The 18452-nt window shown below is 70.6% G+C and carries 16 protein-coding genes; 3 read left to right on the forward strand and 13 right to left on the reverse strand.

The features are described from left to right. The first annotated feature begins 45 nt into the window (after positions 1 to 45). Both AB0I51_RS33395 and AB0I51_RS33400 read left to right on the forward strand, forming a co-directional pair. Entirely contained in the window at positions 46 to 801 is a 756-nt protein-coding gene (locus tag AB0I51_RS33395) for a hypothetical protein (RefSeq protein ID WP_362981668.1), read from the forward strand. Between the two features lie 116 nt (positions 802 to 917). Further along, positions 918 to 2486: an alpha/beta fold hydrolase gene (locus AB0I51_RS33400; RefSeq protein ID WP_362981670.1), complete on the forward strand. Its 1569-nt coding sequence runs from the start codon at positions 918 to 920 to the stop codon at positions 2484 to 2486. A 36-nt stretch (positions 2487 to 2522) separates the two neighbouring features. On the opposite strand, the gene AB0I51_RS33405 is transcribed toward AB0I51_RS33400, so the two are convergent. The 5 genes from AB0I51_RS33405 to AB0I51_RS33425 form a co-directional block, all read right to left on the reverse strand. Next, positions 2523 to 3380 (reverse strand): amino acid ABC transporter permease, encoded by an 858-nt coding sequence (locus AB0I51_RS33405; protein ID WP_362981672.1) that lies wholly within the window; start codon positions 3378 to 3380, stop codon positions 2523 to 2525. Further along, positions 3377 to 4021, reverse strand: a complete 645-nt coding sequence (locus AB0I51_RS33410; protein WP_362981674.1) for an amino acid ABC transporter permease — start codon at positions 4019 to 4021, stop codon at positions 3377 to 3379. Before AB0I51_RS33410 ends, AB0I51_RS33405 begins: the two co-directional genes overlap by 4 nt. A gap of 11 nt (positions 4022 to 4032) precedes the next feature. Continuing rightward, on the reverse strand, positions 4033 to 4938 hold the full coding sequence (locus tag AB0I51_RS33415) for a glutamate ABC transporter substrate-binding protein (protein WP_362981676.1): 906 nt from the start codon (positions 4936 to 4938) through the stop codon (positions 4033 to 4035). A gap of 17 nt (positions 4939 to 4955) precedes the next feature. Next, positions 4956 to 5699 (reverse strand): amino acid ABC transporter ATP-binding protein, encoded by a 744-nt coding sequence (locus AB0I51_RS33420; protein WP_362981678.1) that lies wholly within the window; start codon positions 5697 to 5699, stop codon positions 4956 to 4958. 112 nt (positions 5700 to 5811) lie between these two features. Then, entirely contained in the window at positions 5812 to 6219 is a 408-nt protein-coding gene (locus tag AB0I51_RS33425; protein WP_019071233.1) for a DUF6278 family protein, read from the reverse strand. Between the two features lie 147 nt (positions 6220 to 6366). Here AB0I51_RS33425 and AB0I51_RS33430 point away from each other — a divergent pair, with 147 nt between their 5' ends. Next, entirely contained in the window at positions 6367 to 7635 is a 1269-nt protein-coding gene (locus tag AB0I51_RS33430; protein WP_362981680.1) for a lipase, read from the forward strand. A gap of 24 nt (positions 7636 to 7659) precedes the next feature. On the opposite strand, the gene AB0I51_RS33435 is transcribed toward AB0I51_RS33430, so the two are convergent. From AB0I51_RS33435 to AB0I51_RS33470, 8 genes are all read right to left on the reverse strand, one after another. Then, positions 7660 to 8439, reverse strand: coding sequence for an exodeoxyribonuclease III (locus AB0I51_RS33435; protein WP_362981682.1), 780 nt, complete (start codon positions 8437 to 8439; stop codon positions 7660 to 7662). A 30-nt stretch (positions 8440 to 8469) separates the two neighbouring features. Next, complete coding sequence (locus tag AB0I51_RS33440) at positions 8470 to 9114, reverse strand: MBL fold metallo-hydrolase (RefSeq protein WP_362981684.1); 645 nt, start codon at positions 9112 to 9114, stop codon at positions 8470 to 8472. A 71-nt stretch (positions 9115 to 9185) separates the two neighbouring features. Beyond that, positions 9186 to 10478 carry a 4-carboxymuconolactone decarboxylase gene (gene pcaC, locus AB0I51_RS33445; RefSeq protein ID WP_362981770.1) on the reverse strand — a complete coding sequence of 431 codons (1293 nt, stop codon included), beginning with the start codon at positions 10476 to 10478 and terminating at the stop codon, positions 9186 to 9188. A 150-nt stretch (positions 10479 to 10628) separates the two neighbouring features. Beyond that, complete coding sequence (locus tag AB0I51_RS33450; protein ID WP_362981772.1) at positions 10629 to 12620, reverse strand: SWIM zinc finger family protein; 1992 nt, start codon at positions 12618 to 12620, stop codon at positions 10629 to 10631. Positions 12621 to 12868: 248 nt separating this feature from the next. Beyond that, positions 12869 to 15703 carry a DEAD/DEAH box helicase gene (locus AB0I51_RS33455; protein ID WP_362981686.1) on the reverse strand — a complete coding sequence of 945 codons (2835 nt, stop codon included), beginning with the start codon at positions 15701 to 15703 and terminating at the stop codon, positions 12869 to 12871. Between the two features lie 98 nt (positions 15704 to 15801). Beyond that, complete coding sequence (locus AB0I51_RS33460) at positions 15802 to 16383, reverse strand: sugar kinase (RefSeq protein ID WP_362981688.1); 582 nt, start codon at positions 16381 to 16383, stop codon at positions 15802 to 15804. Next, entirely contained in the window at positions 16380 to 17528 is a 1149-nt protein-coding gene (locus AB0I51_RS33465; protein ID WP_093630033.1) for an ROK family glucokinase, read from the reverse strand. The genes AB0I51_RS33460 and AB0I51_RS33465 overlap by 4 nt, the downstream gene beginning before the upstream one ends. 140 nt (positions 17529 to 17668) lie before the next feature. Continuing rightward, positions 17669 to 18406, reverse strand: a complete 738-nt coding sequence (locus AB0I51_RS33470; RefSeq protein WP_362981774.1) for a GntR family transcriptional regulator — start codon at positions 18404 to 18406, stop codon at positions 17669 to 17671. Between the last annotated feature and the right edge of the window lie 46 nt (positions 18407 to 18452).

Below are 18452 nucleotides of genomic sequence, written 5' to 3' on the forward strand. Positions count from 1 at the left end.
ACACCGGTACGTACCAGCCACATCGGGCCGCTAACATGCGCGCCCATGAATGACGACGTGCGCAACATCGTTCTGGGCGTGGTCGCCGGAGGCCTCAGCGCCGCGCTCGGCTGGCTCGCCCGCACCTACCTGTGGAAGCGCAGACTCCGGCGCAAGCAGGCGTTCTTCGGGCTGCCCGACAACTCCGAGTCGCTGCTCGTGGTCAACCGCGAGGCGGGCGGCCCCGAACTCACGGTGATGCGGCACGACGTGTTCGCGCTCCTCGAACTCGCCGCGCTGATCAAGGACTGCAACGCGCACGCCCAGGTCGTCGCGCACGACGCGGCCCAGCAGGGCTTCGGCGAACGCACCGAGTTCTGCGTCGGCGGCCCGGCCTCCAACCGCCGGATGGCCGCGCATCTGGCGTCCCTGCTGCCCGGCATCCGCGTCAACGTCGACGCCGAGCCGGGACCGGACCGGGGCGCGTTCCAAATAGGCAGCGAGCGCTACCGACTTGAGCCCGGCAAGGGCGAGTACGTCCTTCTCGCCCGGCTCACTGCCGGTCAACTCGGCGGCGCACGGCCGGTGTTCCTCTTCTGCGGCCAGCGCGCGATCACCAATCAGGCGGCGACCCGCTATCTCGCCCGCAACCACGAGAAGTTGGCCCGCAAACACGGCGGCAACACCTTCGTCCTGCTGCTGAAGGTGGTCAACTCGCAGGCGTACGGCCCCGATGTGGTGGAGCTGGTCGCCGATGTGACGCGGGCCGCGGAGACCCCTCTGCCCGCACCGGCACCACGAAGTTCGCACCGCGCCTCCTGAGGTCACGCACACTTCAACAATCGTTACTGGCACGTAACTTACTCACGGGTTACCTCAAGTAAAGGGCTGCGGTTACCGTCGGGTCACTTTGCATTGACACGTGTGAGGAGTGACCCGTGCGAAACCGTCGCCAGTCCCTGCGTACGACCGCCGCGGTCGCCGTCTCCGCGACTCTCGTCGCCGGAGGCGTCCTCGGGCTCGCCCCCGCCGCCCAGGCCGCCACGAACGGCGTCCGCTTCGTCGACATCGCGGGCGACGGCGGTACGAAGCTCGCGGCGAACGTCGTCACGCCCGCGGACGCCGACGGCTCGCACCGCTATCCCCTCCTCGTCCTGCCCACGAGCTGGGGCTTCCCCCAGGTCCAGTACCTGGCCCAGGCCGAGAAGCTCGCGAACTCCGGCTATGTCGTCGTGAGTTACAACGTCCGCGGCTTCTGGCAGTCCGGCGGCGGGATAGAGGTCGGTGGCCCGGCCGACGTGGCCGACGCGTCCAAGGTGATCGACTGGGCGCTCGCCAACACCCCGTCCGACGCCGGGCACATCGGCATGGCGGGCGTGTCGTACGGCGCCGGCATCAGCCTGCTCGCGGCGGCACACGACAAGCGGATCAAGGCAGTTGCCTCACTCAGCGGCTGGGCGGACCTGATCGACTCCATCTACTCGGGCCGCACCGAACACTCCCAGGCGACCGCCCTGCTGGACGGCGTCGGCCTCGTCACCGGCCGGCCGAGCGCGGAGACGAGCCAGGTCTTCAAGGACTTCTTCACCTCCGACCTGTCCAAGGAACAGGAGTTGATCGACTGGGGCAAGGAACGCTCCCCCGCGACCTACCTCGATCAGATCAACAAGAACGGCGCGGCGATCATGCTCGCCAACGCCTGGGGCGACACGATCTTCCCGCCCAACCAAATAGCCCACTTCTACGGTGAGTTGACCGGCCCCAAGCGGCTCGAACTCCGCCCCGGCGACCACGCCACCGCCGAGCTGACCGGACTGTTCGGGCTGCCCAACGACGTGTGGACGGACACCGAGCGCTGGTTCGACCACTACCTCAAGGGCGAGAACAACGGGATCGACCACGAGGACCCCGTGGAGCTCAAGTCCCGTTCCACGGGCGGCTACGAGGGCTACCCGGACTGGAAGTCGGTCGGTGCGACGCGGAAGAAGATCGAGCTCGCGGGCACGACCACCATCCACACCAACGTCGACTCGGGCGCGGACGGCGGGATCGTCTTCCTGTCCAGCATCCTCGACCAGGTCGCGCAGGTACCTCCGGTGGCCGCCGTTCCCCTCCTCCCCCGCCGCTGGGCCGCCGTATGGCAGTCGGGGAAGTACACGAGCGCCCAACAGGTGCGCGGCACCGTGAAGTTGCATACAACGGTCACGGACACCAAGGAGAGCGGCACCCTCGTCGCATACCTCTACGACGTGGGCCCGCTCGGCCTCGGCAAGCTGGTCAGCAACGCGCCGTACACCTGGCACGGGCAGACGCCCGGCCAGCCGTTCGGTGTGGACCTGGAGTTGTTCTCCACGGCCTACGACGTCCCGGCAGGGCATCGTCTCGCCCTGGTCGTCGACACGGTCGACCCGCTCTACATCGAGCACAACCCGACCGGCGCGCAGCTGACCTTCTCCTCGCCTGCGAACGACCCGTCGTACGTGTCGATCCCGCTGCGCGAGCAGTGATCTCCGGCTGCCGCCGGACGGGCAAGTGCCCTCCAACTACTGCACCCGCGGCAGCAGCGTCCCTGGTTCGGCCGGAGCCACGTCCACGGCCTCGGTCTTGGGACTGCGCTGCTCCCGGCGGGACACCCATCCGGCGAACCAGGAGAGCAGCATGCACATCCCGATGTAGATCGGCGAGATCACCATCACCACGGGGATGAACGGCAAATCGTAGTCGAGGTTCGACGCGATCAGCTTCCCGGCGTGAAGAAACTCCTCATAGGTGATCAGATAGCCCAGGGAGGTGTCCTTCAGCGCGACCACCAACTGGCTGATGATGGCGGGCAGCATGGCCCGTACTGCCTGCGGTACGAGGACGTACGACATGACCTGGGTCTTGCGCATGCCGAGTGCGAACGCGGCCTCCCGCTGGCCGCGTTCGACGCTGTTGACACCGGAGCGGAAGACCTCGGCGAGCACCGAGCCGTTGTAGAGGGTGAGTCCTGCGACCAGTGCGGGCAGCGGCTGCACCTTGAGCGCCACGAAGATGAAGAAGATCATCACCAGGACGGGCATGGCGCGGAAGAACTCCACGACGAGTGTGGACAACCAGCGCACCGGCCGGTGGTCCGAAAGCCGTCCGACGGCCAGCAGAGTCCCAAGTGCCAGTGACAGTACGGCCGCGAGCCCGAAGGCCTTGAGCGTGTTGCCGAGGCCCCGCAGCAGCAGCTCCTGAATTCCCTTGTACTCGAAGGGCATCCACTTCGTGTACGTGAACTGGTCGGTGTCGAACAGGAGATAGAGGATCCAGGCCAGGAGACCGAGGATGACGACGGTGGACACGATGCCGTAGAGGCGGTGCCGTTTGCGGGTCCTGGGGCCGGGGACGTCGTAGAGGGCGTTGGCGGTGGTCATCGGGCGACTCCCCACTTCCTCTCCATCGCGTTGAACAGGGCGCTGATGGCGAGGGTGATGATCAGGTAGCCGACGGCGATCCAGACGAAGGTCCAGACGATGTTGTAGCCGAGCTCGCTCAACGTCCGGTAGGTGCCGAGGAGTTCGGTGACGCTGAACGCGCCCGCGATCGCCGAGTTCTTGGCGAGCGCGATGAGGGTGGAGCCGACCGGCGGGATCACCGAGCGGAACGCCTGAGGCAGCACGACCAGGCCGAGGGTCTGTCCGAAGGTCATGCCGAGAGTGCGGGCCGCCTCCCCCTGCCCTCGGGGCACGGTGTTGATGCCGGAGCGCAGCGCCTCGCAGATGAACGCCGAGGTGTAGCAGCCGAGCGCGAGGACCGCGAACACCTTGAAGGGCAGCACGAGTCCGAAGCGCGGCAGGCCGAGCAGCACCGCGAAGAACAGCAGGGTGAGCGGGGTGTTGCGCAGCACGGTCACCCACACCGTGCCGAACACCCGCAGCGAACCGACCGGGGCGACCCGGAAGGAGGCCATCAGGAAGCCGAGGACGAGTGCCAACACCGAGGCGTAGACGGTGAGTTCGACGGTGCCGAGGAAGCCGTCGACGAAGGTCGAGAAGTTGTCTGTCAGTACGTTCACATCGGCCTCGCTCAGCTCGCCGGGTAGCGGTCGATCGCGGGCGGGGTGGGCGCGGGCACTCCGGACAGGCCGAGCGTCGCCTCGTACGCCTTCTTCCAGTCGCCGTTCTTCTCACGGGCCTCCAACGCGTCGTCGAGGGCGAACCGCAGGGCGTTGTCGCCGTGCGGGACTCCGATGCCGTACGGCTCCTTCGAGAAGGGCTTGCCGACGACCTTGAGCTGGTCGGGGACCTTCGCCGCGTAGCCGATGAGGATCGCGTCGTCGGTGGTGACGGCGGCGACCTGGTAGGTGAGGAGGTTGTCGACGCAGACCGAGTAGGTGTCGTAGGCGACGAGTTGGGCCTTGGGGTAGTCGTCCTTGATGCGCTGGTACGGCGTCGAACCGGCCGCCGAGCAGACGCGTTTGCCGGCGAGGTCCTGCGGGCCGTGGATGTCGTGCTCGTCGGTGCGGACGAGGAGCGACTGGCCGGCCATGTAGTAGGGGCCTGCGAAGCCGACGAGTTTCTTGCGCATGTCGTTGATGGTGTAGGTGCCGACGTAGTAGTCGATCTGGCCGTTCTGCAGGGCGGTTTCGCGGTTGGCGGAGGCGATCGTGCGGAAGTGGACGGTCCTCGGGGCGAAGCCGAGGGAGGCCGACATCATCTTGGCGATCTCGATGTCGAAGCCGGAGTAGGTGCCGGTCGCCGGGTCCTTCTCGCCGAGGTAGGGCTGGTCCTCCTTGGCGCCGACGACGAAGTAGCCGCGCTTCTTCGCCCGCTTCCAGGTCTTGGAGTCGGGGAGCTGAAAGCCTTGCGCCACTTGGTAGTTGGGGAGTTTCTCGGCGGCCGGGCCCTTCACGGGCGGGCTGCCCTCCTTGCCGCAGGCGGTCGCGAGCAGCGCGAGGATCAGCACGAGGAGCACACGGGTCGTACGGAACATGGATCGCACTCCCCCGCTCAGTGCTTGAGGATCTTGGACAGGAAGTCCTTGGCCCGGTCGCTGCGCGGGTTGGTGAAGAACTCCTCGGGGGCGCGGTCCTCGATGACACGGCCGTCGGCCATGAACACGACGCGGTTGGCGGCGGAGCGGGCGAAACCCATCTCGTGCGTGACGACGACCATGGTCATGCCGTCGTGGGCCAACTGTCGCATGACCTCAAGGACTTCGTTGATCATCTCCGGGTCGAGGGCCGAGGTCGGCTCGTCGAAGAGAAGCGCCTTGGGTTCCATGGCGAGGGCGCGGGCGATGGCCACCCGCTGCTGCTGGCCGCCGGAGAGCTGCGCGGGGAACTTGGGTGCCTGCGAGGCGAGTCCCACGCGGTCGAGGAGTTCCATCGACCGTTTGTCGGCGTCCTCCCGCTTGCGCTTGCGGACCTTGATCTGGGCCAACGAGACGTTCTGCAGCACCGTCTTGTGGGCGAACAGGTTGAAGGACTGGAAGACCATGCCGACTTCGGCGCGGAGTCTCGCGAGCGCCTTGCCCTCCTCGGGCAGCGGCCGGCCGTCGAGCTGGATCGTCCCGGACTCGATGGTCTCCAGCCGGTTGATCGCCCGGCACAGCGTCGACTTTCCCGACCCCGAAGGGCCGATGACCACGACCACCTCCCCCTTGCCGACGGTGAGGTTGATGTCCTGCAGGACATGCAGCTCCCCGTAGTACTTGTTGACGTCACGCAGTTCGATCAACGGATCGACGGCCATGCCCAGCCCTACTCACTCTCAGCTGTGTCGTGGTTGCCGCAAACTATCCACACAAGAACGGAGTTAACGCACGACACGCACTTTTCGGGCATTAGCCGTATTTACACCCCTCTTACTCCTCGGCGACCTCCGCATACAGCTGCGAGAGCTCGGGCACACCGCTCGCGGCCCACTCATGACCGGAGGCCACGACGTCGAACTCGCGCCCGGAGTCCAGCCGTACGACGGGCTGGCCGTCCGGCCGGATCTCCCAGGCGGCACCCTCCACCGTGCGCACAATCACGGTGCCCAGATACAGACCGGCGTCGTTGCCGAGCCAGGACACGGTCTCCTCGTCGTCCCGCCAGCGCGGCACCAGCTGGTCGAGTGCCTCCAACGAGCTTGCGGAGTCGTCGAGTTGGATGCCCTCCCGGGCGGCGTGCGAGCGGAGCAGCTCGCACTCGGCCAGCAGCTCGGCGATGCCCTCGGCGTCGTGGATACGGTGCTTCTCGGCCCGGTCGCCCAGGAAAGGGATGTTCATACATACAGCGTGTCATTCGCACCGCCGTACGCACCACAGGGCGTCGCCGGTGGCGTGTCAGCACTCCGAGCGGAGGGGGGAAAGCCCTTCGCCCGGGCGCGGGTTGGCCGGATGGTGGGCGCGATGTCCTGTTCGTACGGTCGCAGTATGAATCGGACAGGCAAGATGATCGTGACGTCGTCGGTTGCCGCAGCCCTGGTGGCGAGCGGTTCGGTGTCCGCGCAGGCCGTGGGGACGGGGGTGGTTCCGGCCGCGCCGGTGCAGGGTGTGCATGACGCGGTCCGGGGACGGGTGGTGTCGGTGGTGCATCTGCGGACACTGTCCGCGCGGCAGGTGACCGCCGAGCTGAGGAGCGACGAGGACGGCCCGGCCTGGGACACGGGGAGCGTCCGCTACGGCGTGGACACGTACCGGGTGGTCTACCGCACGGTGGACGCCAAGGGCCGGCCGACCACCGCGAGCGGGCTGCTGGCGTTCCCGCGCGGTGGTGAGCGGCGGCTGCGGACGGTGTCGTTCACGCACGGCACCGAACTCTTCAAGGGCGATGTCGCCTCGGTGTCGACGGAGGTGTGGGGCCAGGCGCCCGCGCTCACCTACGCGTCGGCGGGCTTCGCCGTCGTACTCCCGGACTACCTGGGGCTCGGCCTCGGCTCCGGACCTCAGGCGTGGATGGACGTGCCGTCCGAGACGACGGCCGCACTGGACCTGTTGCGGACCGCGGCCTCCTTCGCGCCCACGCGGGGACGGCAGTTGGGGCACGAGGTACTGGCCACCGGCTTCTCGCAGGGGGCGTCGGCGGCGCTCGGGCTGACCCGGGCCCTGCAAGAAGGGGCTGATCCGCGCTTCCGGGTCGCCGCAGTGGCACCGGTGAGCGGCGCTTACGCCTTCCGGGACGTGGCGTTCCCGTCCCTGCTGGACGGACGGGTCGACCCGAAGGACGGCGTGATCTACACCGCGCTGGCCCTGGTCTCCTTCAACCGGCTCCATCACGTCTACGACAGCCCCGGCGAGGTCTTCCGGGCGCCGTACTCCCGCACCGTCGAGGGCCTGCTGGACGGCACGCACACCGGGCAGGAGGTCGTGGCCAGGACCCCGGACACGATCGACGGACTCCTCACCCGGCACGGGCGGGCGCTGGTCGCACACCCGACGGGCGGACTGGCCGCCGCGCTGCGGATCACCGACGGGGTGTGCACGGGCTGGACGCCGAAGATGCCCCTGCGGCTGTACTACGCCGAGGGCGACGAACAGGCCGTGAACGGGAACAGCGAGCGCTGCCAGGCGTCGTTCCGGGCCCGGGGCATCGACGTACCGCTCGTCGACCTCGGCACTCCGGACTACGGCGGCTCCCGCCATCTGGGCTCCCAGCAGGCGGCGACGGGGGCCGTCGTACGGTGGTTCGCCTCGCTGGGCTGAGCGGGCAGGGCAGGGCCGTCCCGGTCAGACGTCCAGGTCGACGACGACCGGCGCGTGGTCCGAGGCGCCCTTGCCCTTGCGCTCCTCGCGGTCGACGTAGGAGTCGGTCACGGCCTTCGCGAACGGCTCGTTGCCGTAGACCAGGTCGATGCGCATGCCCCGGTTCTTCGGGAAGGCGAGCTGGCGGTAGTCCCAGTACGTGTACGGGTGGTCGTACTTGAGGGGGCGCGGGACCACGTCCGAGAGGCCCGCCTCGCGCAGGGCGGTGAGGGCGGCGCGCTCGGGCGGGGTGACATGGGTGAGGCCCTCGAAGGCGGCCACGTCGAAGACGTCGTCGTCGGTCGGTGCCACGTTGTAGTCACCGAGCACCGCGAACGGGCGGCTGCCGCGCGCGTCCTCCGCGACGGCCGCCCTGAGGGCCTCGAACCACTGGAGCTTGTACGCGTAGTGGGGGTGGTCCACCTCGCGGCCGTTGGGCACGTACACCGACCAGACGCGGACCGGGCCGCAGGTCGCCGAGACGGCGCGGGGCTCCTGGACGCCGTCGTAACCGGGGTCCCCGGGGAGGCCCTTGACCACGTCGTCGAGTCCTACTCGGGAGAGCACCGCCACGCCGTTCCACCGGCCGGTCGCGTTCACCGCCGCCTCGTAGCCCGCCGCGCGCAGTTCGTCGAACGGGAACTGCGCCTCGGCCAGTTTGGCCTCCTGGAGGCACAGCACGTCGGTGCCGCTGCTCTCCAGCCAGGCCAGGAGCCTCGGCAGACGGGCGGTGATCGAGTTCACGTTCCAGGTCGCGATGCGCATGACTCACAACCTACCGGGCGGCACTGACACTCAGACCGACGCGCTCTCCCCCGGCGCCAGCCGCAGGTGCTCCGCACCGCCGAGCGCGCCGATCTGGTTGTCGTAGATCGGGCGGGCGAGGTCGGTGAGCAGGGCGTCGTGGATGTCGTAGGCGCGCTGCGGCTTGACCTCGCGGACGTAGTCGATGACCTCGGAGATCTTGCTCCAGGGGGCCATGACCGGGAGCATCAGCGTCTCCACGGCGTGGTCGGGGACGGTGAGGGCGTCGCCGGGGTGGAAGACGCGGCCGGCGTCGATGAGGTAGCCGACGTTGGTGATGCGCGGGATGTCGGGGTGGATCACGGCGTGCAGTTCGCCGTGCACCTGGACGTCGAAGCCCGCCGCCGTGAAGGTGTCGCCGTGGCCGACGGTGTGGACGCGGCCCGGAAAGGCTGCGGAGAGCTGGTCCGCGACCGACTTCAGGGTCCAGATCTCGGCGCCCGGGTTGGCCTCCAGGCCCGCCCGCAGCCGGTCCTCGTTGAAGTGGTCGAGGTGCTCGTGCGTGACGAGGATCGCGTCCGCGCCGACCGCGGCGTCCTCCTCGGTGAAGGTGCCCGGGTCGATGACGAGCGTCCGCCCGTCCTTCTCCAGACGGATGCAGGCGTGCGACTTCTTGGTGAGCGTGGTGAGCGTCATGGGTCCATCCTGCCGCTCACCACGCGCCGGGCGGGCAGCCGAGACTGGTGCTTTCGGTACCGGGCTGAAGATCACTCCGTGGGGGTCGTCTCCTCACGGATGACCTGCTGGGCGACCTTGAAGGCGCTGTTCGCCGCGGGCACTCCGCAGTACACGGCCGCCTGCAGCAGCACCTCCTTGATCTCGACCGGGGTGAGACCGTTGCGCAGCGCCGCCCGGGTGTGGAAGGCCAGTTCGTCCAGGTGACCGCCCGCGACCAGCGCGGTGAGGGTGACACAGCTGCGCGAACGCCGGTCGAGGCCGGGCCGGTCCCAGATCTCGCCCCACGCATAGCGCGTGATGAACTCCTGGAAGTCCCCGGAGAACTCGTCCGCCTGCGCCAGCGCCCGGTCCACATGCGCGTCGCCGAGCACCTCCCGGCGGACCTTGATCCCGGCGTCGTAGGGATCCGGACGGCCCATGACCTGCGGCGGTACCGGGGGCGGCGGCGCGATCTCGGCGATGGGCGCGGCCTGCTGCGGCGCGGCGAGGACCGGCCTGACCGGGGATGCCACGATGGCGACCTGCCCGGTGGACTGGTCGTAGGCCGGCTGCCAGGCGGTGGAGAAGTGCCGGACCAGGAGGTCGGTGACGGCGGCGGGCTGCTCGACCGGGACCAGGTGCGAGGCGCCGGGGACGACCGCGAGGCGGGCGTCCGGGATGCCGGCGACCAGGGTACGGGCCTCGGCCGGGCCGGTGACCTGGTCGTCCGAGCCGACCAGGACGAGGGTCGGCACGCCGATACGGGCGAGTTCGGACCGTACGTCGAACGCGGCCAGCGCCTCGCACGCGGCGATGTAGCAGCCGGGGTCGGTGGTGCGCACCATCTGTACGGCCCACTCGGTGATCGCGGGCTGTGTGGCGGCGAAACCGCCGGTGAACCAGCGCTCGGGCGAGGTACGGGCGATGGGGTCGAGCCCGTTGGTGCGCACGATCACCCCGCGCTGGCGGAACTCGTCCGCCGTGCCGAAGCGGGGCGAGGCGGCGATCAGCGCCAGCGAGGCCACCCGTTCCGGATGGCGCAGGACCAGTTCGAGACCGACCGCGCCGCCGAGGGCACAACCCGCGTAGCCGAAGCGCTGCACGCCGAGCGTGTCGAGGGTGGCGAGGAGCCGGTCGGCCAGGTCGGAGACCGAGCCGGCCGGATGCGCGGGCGAGCCGCCGTGGCCCGGCAGATCGAACCGGAAGACCCGCCACTGCTTCGCCAGCTCGGGCACCTGGCGATCGAACATGTGCCACGTGGTCCCGAGCGACGGGCCCAGGATGAGAACCGGGGCGTCTTCGGGGCCGTCGAAGCGGTACTGGAGGGCGGGGCTGCGGTTCATGTCGCTCACCGCTCCAACGTAACCGCCGTTTCTCACGGCCTGGCTGTGGGGCCCCCGGTCTCCCCACCCGGCTCCCACACTTCGGCGGGGAACCCTCACATCGCCTTCACCGGACGTCGGGCAGGACGTGGGTGGCGGATGAGTTGTGGCTCAGAGCTCGCCGGGGGCGCCCAGGCCAGTGAGTGCGCCGACCGGGTCCAGGTCCGGAGTGCCTCTGGGCCACCAGTCCTCATGGCCCGGTTCCGATTCGTAGGCGTACCACAACCCGTCGCGGCCCAGGCGCAGTTGGACATGACCGTGAGGGTGGGTGAGGTGGTTGTGCCAGGGACGGAAGGCCGGGAGGTCGGCGGCGAGGAGCAGCGGGCGGGCCCGGTCGAAGCGGCCGGCCGGCGGGTCCCAGGGCTCTTCGAGCACCGCGAGCCCCTCGATGCCGCCCTGCCGCCAGGCGGCGACCGCGCGCCCCAGCTCGCCCGGGGGGCGTCCGGTGGCCTTGGCGAGGGAGGCGTAGAGGGAACGGGTGGTGGCGGTCAGCCCCGAGCCCGGGCGGGCGGCGGCGAGCCGTACCGCGTCCTGCCACAGGCTCAGCTCCCCGACCGGATCCCGGCCGGTGCTGAGCAGCGCGTGGGCGCGGGCGGCGGCGTCGGTCGCCAACTGGTCGAGGGCGAAGGGGTCCGGGCCGCCGGGCGACGCCGGATACGCGGGGGGCTGCTCAGGGTGCGGGGGTGTGGGCAACGGGGGTGGGAGCGGCGGGAGTCGGCGTTCCGTCGCGAGAGCGTCCGTGGCCCGCACTCCGGGGAGCGGGGTCGGTTCCTGCTCCTGGGCGGCGCGGGCGGCCCGGGCCGCGTTGCGGCGCGACAGCGCGTCGAGCAGCGGGCGTTCGCCCCGGCCGCGGAGCAGGAGCAGGACGAAAGGGTCGGCGTCGAGGAGGCGCGCGGTCTGATAGCAGAGGGCGGCGGCGTGCTTGCAGGGGTGCCCGACGTCGGGGCAACTGCAACGGGGGTCGAGGTCACCGGGCCCCGGCAGCAGCGGAACTCCGCACTCGGCAAGGGACTTGGGCATCTCTTTGTCGAGCAGTGCGGCGATGTTCCCGGGCCGGTCGGCCGCGGCGTCCAGGAACCGGTCCCAGTCGACGTCGTCGAGCGTCCGCAACCGCACCTGTACGCGGTACGGGCGCGGGCGGCTGCCCTGCACATACGCGAGTACGAGCCCCGGCGTCACGGTGATCGCGTCGACGTGGCCCTTCTCGGCATAACCACGTCCGCGCACAAGCCGCTTGGCGTCCAACGCGCCCTCCTCCAACGCGGTGACCCAGGCATTGCCCCACCAGGTCTCGGCGAAGCTCGTGCCCTTCGACGGCCTGGGCGGGAACGCGGGGAAGGTACGGCGGAGGTCGCCGTCGCGGGTGGGGGAGGCCATGGAGGTGGGGGGTCGGGGGGTTGTGAGGGCATCCTGGGCGGCCAGGTCCGGGGTCGGCTTCGGCTTCAGGTTCAGGTTCGGTGGCTGTACGTCCCGACTCGCTTGCAGCGCATGGTCGTTGTCGCCGGCCGGCTCCGAGCCGAAGTCCTCATCCTGGGGCATCCGGAAGGCGTCGGCGACCAGATCACGCACCGCGCGGGCGCGAAGGGCTTCGACGACGCCACCGGGTTCCTGGGCACGCGGCCGTGAGGCCCTGGACGCGCTGGGAGTGCGGGTGGCAGCGGGGGCGGCAGCAGGCGTGGCGGTACGGCGGGGTCGTCGGGTCGTGGGGTCGGCTTCCTGGTGCTCTCCTTCCGCCCGGGCCTGCCGGCTCTCACGCCGAGCCGCCCGCAATGCCTCTCGCGCGACATCGGCGGGGCGTGCGGGCACGCCCCCACTCCCGGCGGAACCTTGAGGCACCGCTTCCGATGGACCCGCCTCCGTAACCGCCTCACGTGCGAGCGGCAGGGCTCGGCGCAACGCCTCGCGGGCGGCATCACCGGGCCGGGGAAGGGATGGTGACGGGTCGGTCGGCGAGGGACCGGTCGGCGGGGGTGCTTGGGCCGGCGTCTCCTCGGAATCGGCCGGCCTCGGCGTGTGAGCCCCCGCCTGCGACTCCTCCGTGTCGTCCGAGTGTCCGCCGTGCTTCTCCTGCGCCCGCTCCCGTCGCTCACGCGCGGCGCGCAGCGCTTGGCGGGCCAGGTCGGCCGGGCGCGCCGGCCGCTCCTCGGCCTGTCCGTCCGTCGCCCCCGACTCCCCGGCCTCCGGTGTCTCCTGCGAGTCCCCCGCAGTCGGCTCCGTTCCCGACCCGCCGGCCTCCGCCGCCGCACCGGGTCCGACAGCCCCGGGCCCGTCATCATCCGCACCGGGTCCGGCAGCCCCCGGCGATTCCCCATCCGCACCCGTCCCGAACCCGATGCCCCACTCCGCCCCCGTCACGCCGGCCTCCGCAGTGACACCAGGTTCGACAGTTCACGGTCCGTCAGCTCGGTCAGGGACGACTCTCCGGAGCCGAGGATCGCGTCAGCCAACGCCCGCTTGGATTCCAGCATTTCGGCGATACGGTCCTCGACCGTCCCCTCGGTGATCAGGCGGTGGACCTGGACCGGCTGGGTCTGGCCGATGCGGTACGCGCGGTCGGTGGCCTGTTCCTCGACCGCCGGGTTCCACCAGCGGTCGAAGTGGACGACGTGGCCCGCGCGGGTGAGGTTGAGGCCGGTGCCCGCCGCCTTCAGGGAGAGGACCAGGACCGGGGTCGCGCCCGCCTGGAAGCGGTCCACCATGCGCTCCCGCTCCGGTACCGGTGTGCCGCCGTGGAGCAGTTCGACCGGGACCGCGCGGGCCGAGAGATGGGAGGTGATCAGGCGGGCCATGCCGACGTACTGCGTGAAGACGATCGCGGAACCGTCCTCCGACAGCAGTGTGTCCAACAGCTCGTCCAGCAGGGCGAGTTTGCCGGAGCGGGCGGCGAGGCGGTCGCCGCCCGCCTGTGCCGCCGTGTGCTCCTCCTTCAGGTACAGCGCCGGGTGGTCGCAGATCTGTTTGAGGGAGGTCAGGAGCTTGAGGACCAGGCCCCGGCGCGCGATGCCCTCCGTCGTCTCGATCGCCAGCATCGACTCCCGCACCACAGCCTCGTAGAGCGAGGCCTGTTCGCGGGTGAGCGGGACCGGGTGATCGGTCTCCGTCTTGGGCGGCAGTTCGGGGACGATGCCGGGGTCGGACTTCTTGCGGCGCAGCAGGAACGGGCGGACCAGGCGGGCGAGTCGGGTCACCGCCTCCTCGTCCTCGCCGTTCTCCACCGCGCGCGCGTGCCGGGCGCGGAACGACTTCAGGGGGCCGAGGAGACCGGGGGTCGTCCAGTCCAGCAGGGCCCAGAGTTCGGAGAGGTTGTTCTCGACCGGGGTGCCGGTCAGGGCCACGCGCGCGGGGGACGGGATCGTGCGCAGGGCCTTCGCGGTCGCCGAGTACGGGTTCTTGACGTGCTGAGCCTCGTCGGCGACGACCATGCCCCACGGCTGCTGGGCGAGCGTCGCTGCCGCCGAGCGCATGGTGCCGTACGTGGTGAGGACGAAGCCGCCGGTCAGGTCCTCCAGGGTGCGGTCGGCGCCGTGGAAGCGGCGGACGGGGACTCCGGGGGCGAAGCGGGTGATCTCCCGCTGCCAGTTGCCGAGGAGCGAGGCGGGGCAGATCACCAGGGTGGGCTGGCGGTGTGCCCGGCGCAGATGGAGCGCGATGAGGGTGATCGTCTTGCCGAGACCCATGTCGTCGGCGAGACAGCCGCCGAGGCCGAGGGAGGTCATCAGGTCGAGCCAGGCCAGGCCCCGGAGTTGGTAGTCCCGGAGGGTGGCCTGGAGGCCGGAAGGTGGTTCGGCGGGCTGGATGCCTGTCGTGAGGCGGTCTCGCAGGGTGGCCAGCGCGCCCACCGGAACGGCTTCCACCTGTTCGCCGTCGACCTCGGCCGTGCCCGTGAGCGCGACGGACAGCGCGTCGACCGGGTCGAGCAGACCGAGTTCGCGTTTGCGGGCCTTGCGGACGAGGGCCGGGTCGACCAGGACCCACTGGTCCCGCAGTCGTACGACCGGGCGGTGGGCCTCGGCCAGAGCGTCCATCTCGGCCTCGGTGAGCGGGTCGCCGCCGAGCGCCAACTGCCAGCGGAACTGGAGGAGTTCCTCGCTCTCGAAGAAGCCGGTTCCGTCGGTCGCCGAGCCCGGCGCGGACCGGACCACGGCGGACACCGTCAGGTCCTGTGCCAGGTCCCGGGGCCAGTGGACGGCGACTCCGGCCGCCGCGAGCCGGGTAGCAGCCATGCCGAGCAGATCGCCCAACTCCTCCTCGGAGAGGGCGAGAACGTCTGGCACGTCCTGCTCGGTGAGACGGTCCAGCGGGGGCCAGACGCGGGCGGCCCGGCGGACGGCCAGCGCGGCGTCCACGCGCGCGCGGGGGCCGAAGGCGCTGTCCGCCGCGCCCGCCCACAGGGCCGCCGCGTCTACCACGAGGGTGGGGTCGGCGAGGCTGTGCACCTGGACGATCGCCGCGCCCGCGCTGCGCACCCGACCGCCGTCGTCGAACAGGTCGTAGGCCGAGAGGTCCAGGCGGAGCGAGATCCGCACGCCCGCGTCCATGCCGGCGGCGACCTCCGCGGCCCAGTCCTGGGCGTCGCGCAGGCGCTGCGGCGGTCGGGCCGCGAAGGGCATCCCGGAGGTGTACGGCGCGGCCGGGGTGCGGGGCAGGGTGTCCGCGACGGCGTCCAGGAAGGACCGCATCAGCGCCTCCGGCTCGGGCAGCCGGAGCGGGCCGGGGCCGGGCAGCGGGACGGCGTGTCCCTCGTACGGGAGGGCCGCCGCGACCGCGCGGACGTGCGCGATGTCCTCGGGCTCCAGGGGGCCCGCCCGCCAGGCGTCGTGACCGGTCGCAGTGAGGCCGGGGAGCAGTCGGCCGCGGGCCGCGAGGCGCAGTGCGTGCAGGGCGGCGGCGCCCCAGCAGGCCGTGGCGGGATGGGCGGCGGGGTTCCGGCGGGCGCGCACGAGCAGGGGCAGCGCCGCTTCGATCGGCAGGGTCAGCGCGGGGGTGGGCCTGCGGCGGACTCCGGCGCCGTGCCGTCGTACGACCGTCAACTCGGTCTGTTCCACGCCCTCTCCGGCTTCGGGGAGGGCACGCTCGCCGTCGGGGTCCCAGAATGCGACGCGGCCCTCGCGCGGGACGACGGGGGACGGCAGGAAGACCGCGGCCAGTCGCACGGAGATCTGCTCCATGAGTGCCGTGTCCGTCATACGTCCTGTCACCTCCCGCCCGTCAGTCGTGTCAGCTGTCTTCGACTCTACGGGCGGGGTCTGACAATCGGCCCCGGCGACCGGCCGGGCCCGGCCGGCTAGGGAACCGTGCGGGCGACGACGTAGACCATCGGGAGGGCCGGATCGGACAGGTTCACCACGATGTCCTGGGTGGGTGCCGGGTCCTTCTGTTTGTTGACGACGCCCCACCAGGGGCCGGGGCGGGTGAACTTCCAGCCGGTGATCTTCTGGTCGCGGTCGCTGATGGTGATGTCGTTCTTCTTCAGCGTGTCCCGGTCGACGCCTACGCCGGCGAGGAAGGTGTCCAGGCCGGCCTCGGAGGTCTGGAACTGGACGTAGAGGCGGCTGGTCTTCCAGTTGTTGGTCTCGTAGAAGGCGACTTCCTCCGCCGGGTGCGGGACCGGTACCTGGTAGAGGCGGCGCTGGACCTTCGAGGGCCAGCCCACGGTGAGCCCGGTCGCCGAGTACTTGGCCTCCTTGTCCTTGCCGCTGTTGCGGCTCTGGTTCGCGGAGATCGCCAGATAGACGGCAGGTACGCCGATGAGCAGCACGATGATGAGCAGGGTGAGCGCTCGGCGGCGGGCCTTGTGGCGGGGGTCCTCGGGTGGCCGGGGCGGCTCGTCCCGAGAGGTGGTCGGGCGAGGCAGCGATGCGATCATGCCGTGTCCTGGGTGCCGCGCCGGGACTCCGCGAACCGTTCGTAGCGCTCGTACCGCTCGACACGGCGGCGCTTGGCGCGGCGGAAGCGGCGGGCGACCAGGCGGGCGAGGTCGGCGGCACCGACCATGCCGGCCTCGGGGCCGAGCTGGGCACGCACTATGCGGGCCTCGGGGCGGTAGCCGCGGCCGGTGAGCTGGCGCTTGAACGCGTCCCGCGCGGGGCCGATCAGCAGGTCGTCGGCGGCCGAGACACCGCCGCCGATGACGAAGCAGGAGGGGTCGAGGGCTGCGGCGAGGTTGGCGATGCCGACGCCGAGCCACTGGCCGATGTCCTGGAGCAGCTCGATGCACATCGCGTCGCCCTCGCGGGCCAGCTCGGTGATCATCGGCCCGGTGATCTCGCCGATGTTGCCCTTGACGTGCTCGATGATCCCGTACGCCACCGGGGAGTCCGCCGCGGCCAGCTCCCGCGCCTCCCTGACCAGCGCGTTGCCGGAGCTGTACTGCTCCCAGCAGCCGCGGTTGCCGCACGGGCAGCGGTGGCCTCCGGGCACGACCTGCATATGACCGAACTCGCCGGCGACGCCGTACTTGCCGCGCTTGACCTGGCCGTCCTCCAGGATCGCGCCGCCGATGCCGGTGCCGAGCGTGATCATCACGAGGTGGTCCTCGCCGCGGCCGGCGCCGAAGCGCCATTCGGCCCAGGCGGCGGTGTTGGCGTCGTTGTCCACCAGGACGGGGACGGAGAGCCTGCTCGTGATGCGGTCCCTGAGGGGCTCGTTCCGCCAGGACAGGTGGGGCGCGAACAGGACGCGGTTGCGCTCGGCGTCGACCCAGCCAGCCGCACCGATGCCGACCGCGTGCACGTCGTGCCGGTCGGAGAGGTCCAGGACCAGTTCGACGATGGTGTCCTCGACGACCTTGGGGCTCTTGGACTTGTCCGGGGTCTCCGTGCGGAGCTTCTCCAGGATGTTGCCGTCGGCGTCCACGACGCCCGCCATGACCTTGGTGCCGCCGATGTCGATGCCGACCGTGGGCACGCGGGGGGCCGTCAGGTGCGACCTCCGCTCGCGGGTGCCGACAGTGCGGAGCGCCGGCGCGCGGCGGGAGCCTATGGGGGCGCTGAAATTGCCGTAGGTGCTCATCAAGGCCCGATTCTGCCTCACCGTGACCGTGGGTGCTGTGCGGGGGCGTGGAGGGGCGCCTAAAAGGGGCGCGGCATTTGACGTCCACCAACTCCAATTGTCCGGACATTACGACGAACATCGCGGGCGAAGCGGTGCACTCAGGGACGTACCAAGAGCTGGAACTCGAAGGAATAGCGGGTCGGCCGATAAGTATGGCTGCCGAATTCGACCGCGCGGCCGGTGTCGTCGAATGTGGTGCGTTGCATGGTGAGGAGCGGGGCTCCCTCCGTCTCGGCCAGCCGCTCGGCCTCCTCGGCCGTCGCGCCGCGGGCGCCGATGGACTGGCGGGCGCTGTGCAGGGTGATCCCGGCGGTGCGCATCATCCGGTAGAGGCCGGTGGCCTCCAGTTGCGCGGTGTCGAGGTCGAGCAGGCCGAGCGGCAGGTGGTTGGAGAGGTAGGCCATCGGCTCGCCGTGCGCGAGGCGCAACCGGTCGATACGGTTCACGTCGCTGCCCTCGGCCACGCCGAGTGCCGCCGCCACCTCGGCGGACGCCGGGACGACGGTGTTGACGAGGACCTTCGTGGCGGGGCGCTGTCCGGCCGCCTCCAGGTCGTCGAAGAGGCTGCTGAGTTCCAGCGGCCGCTTGACCTGGCTGTGCACGACCTGGGTGCCGACGCCCCGGCGGCGCACCAGGAGTCCCTTGTCGACCAAGGACTGGATGGCCTGGCGGACCGTGGGCCGGGACAGGCCGAGCCGGGCGGCCAGCTCGATCTCGTTGCCCAGCAGGCTGCCCGGGGTCAGCGAGCCGTGCTCGATCGCGGCCTCCAGCTGTTGGGACAGCTGGAAGTACAGCGGCACCGGGCTGCTCCGGTCCACGCTGAGTTCGAGCGGCACTCTCGGGTCCACATCTGGTTTCGGCACGGGCCGAGCGTAGCTCTGT

It is taken from the genome of Streptomyces sp. NPDC050549 (genome assembly GCF_040655035.1).
In the GTDB taxonomy this organism is placed as follows: Bacteria; Actinomycetota; Actinomycetes; order Streptomycetales; family Streptomycetaceae; genus Streptomyces.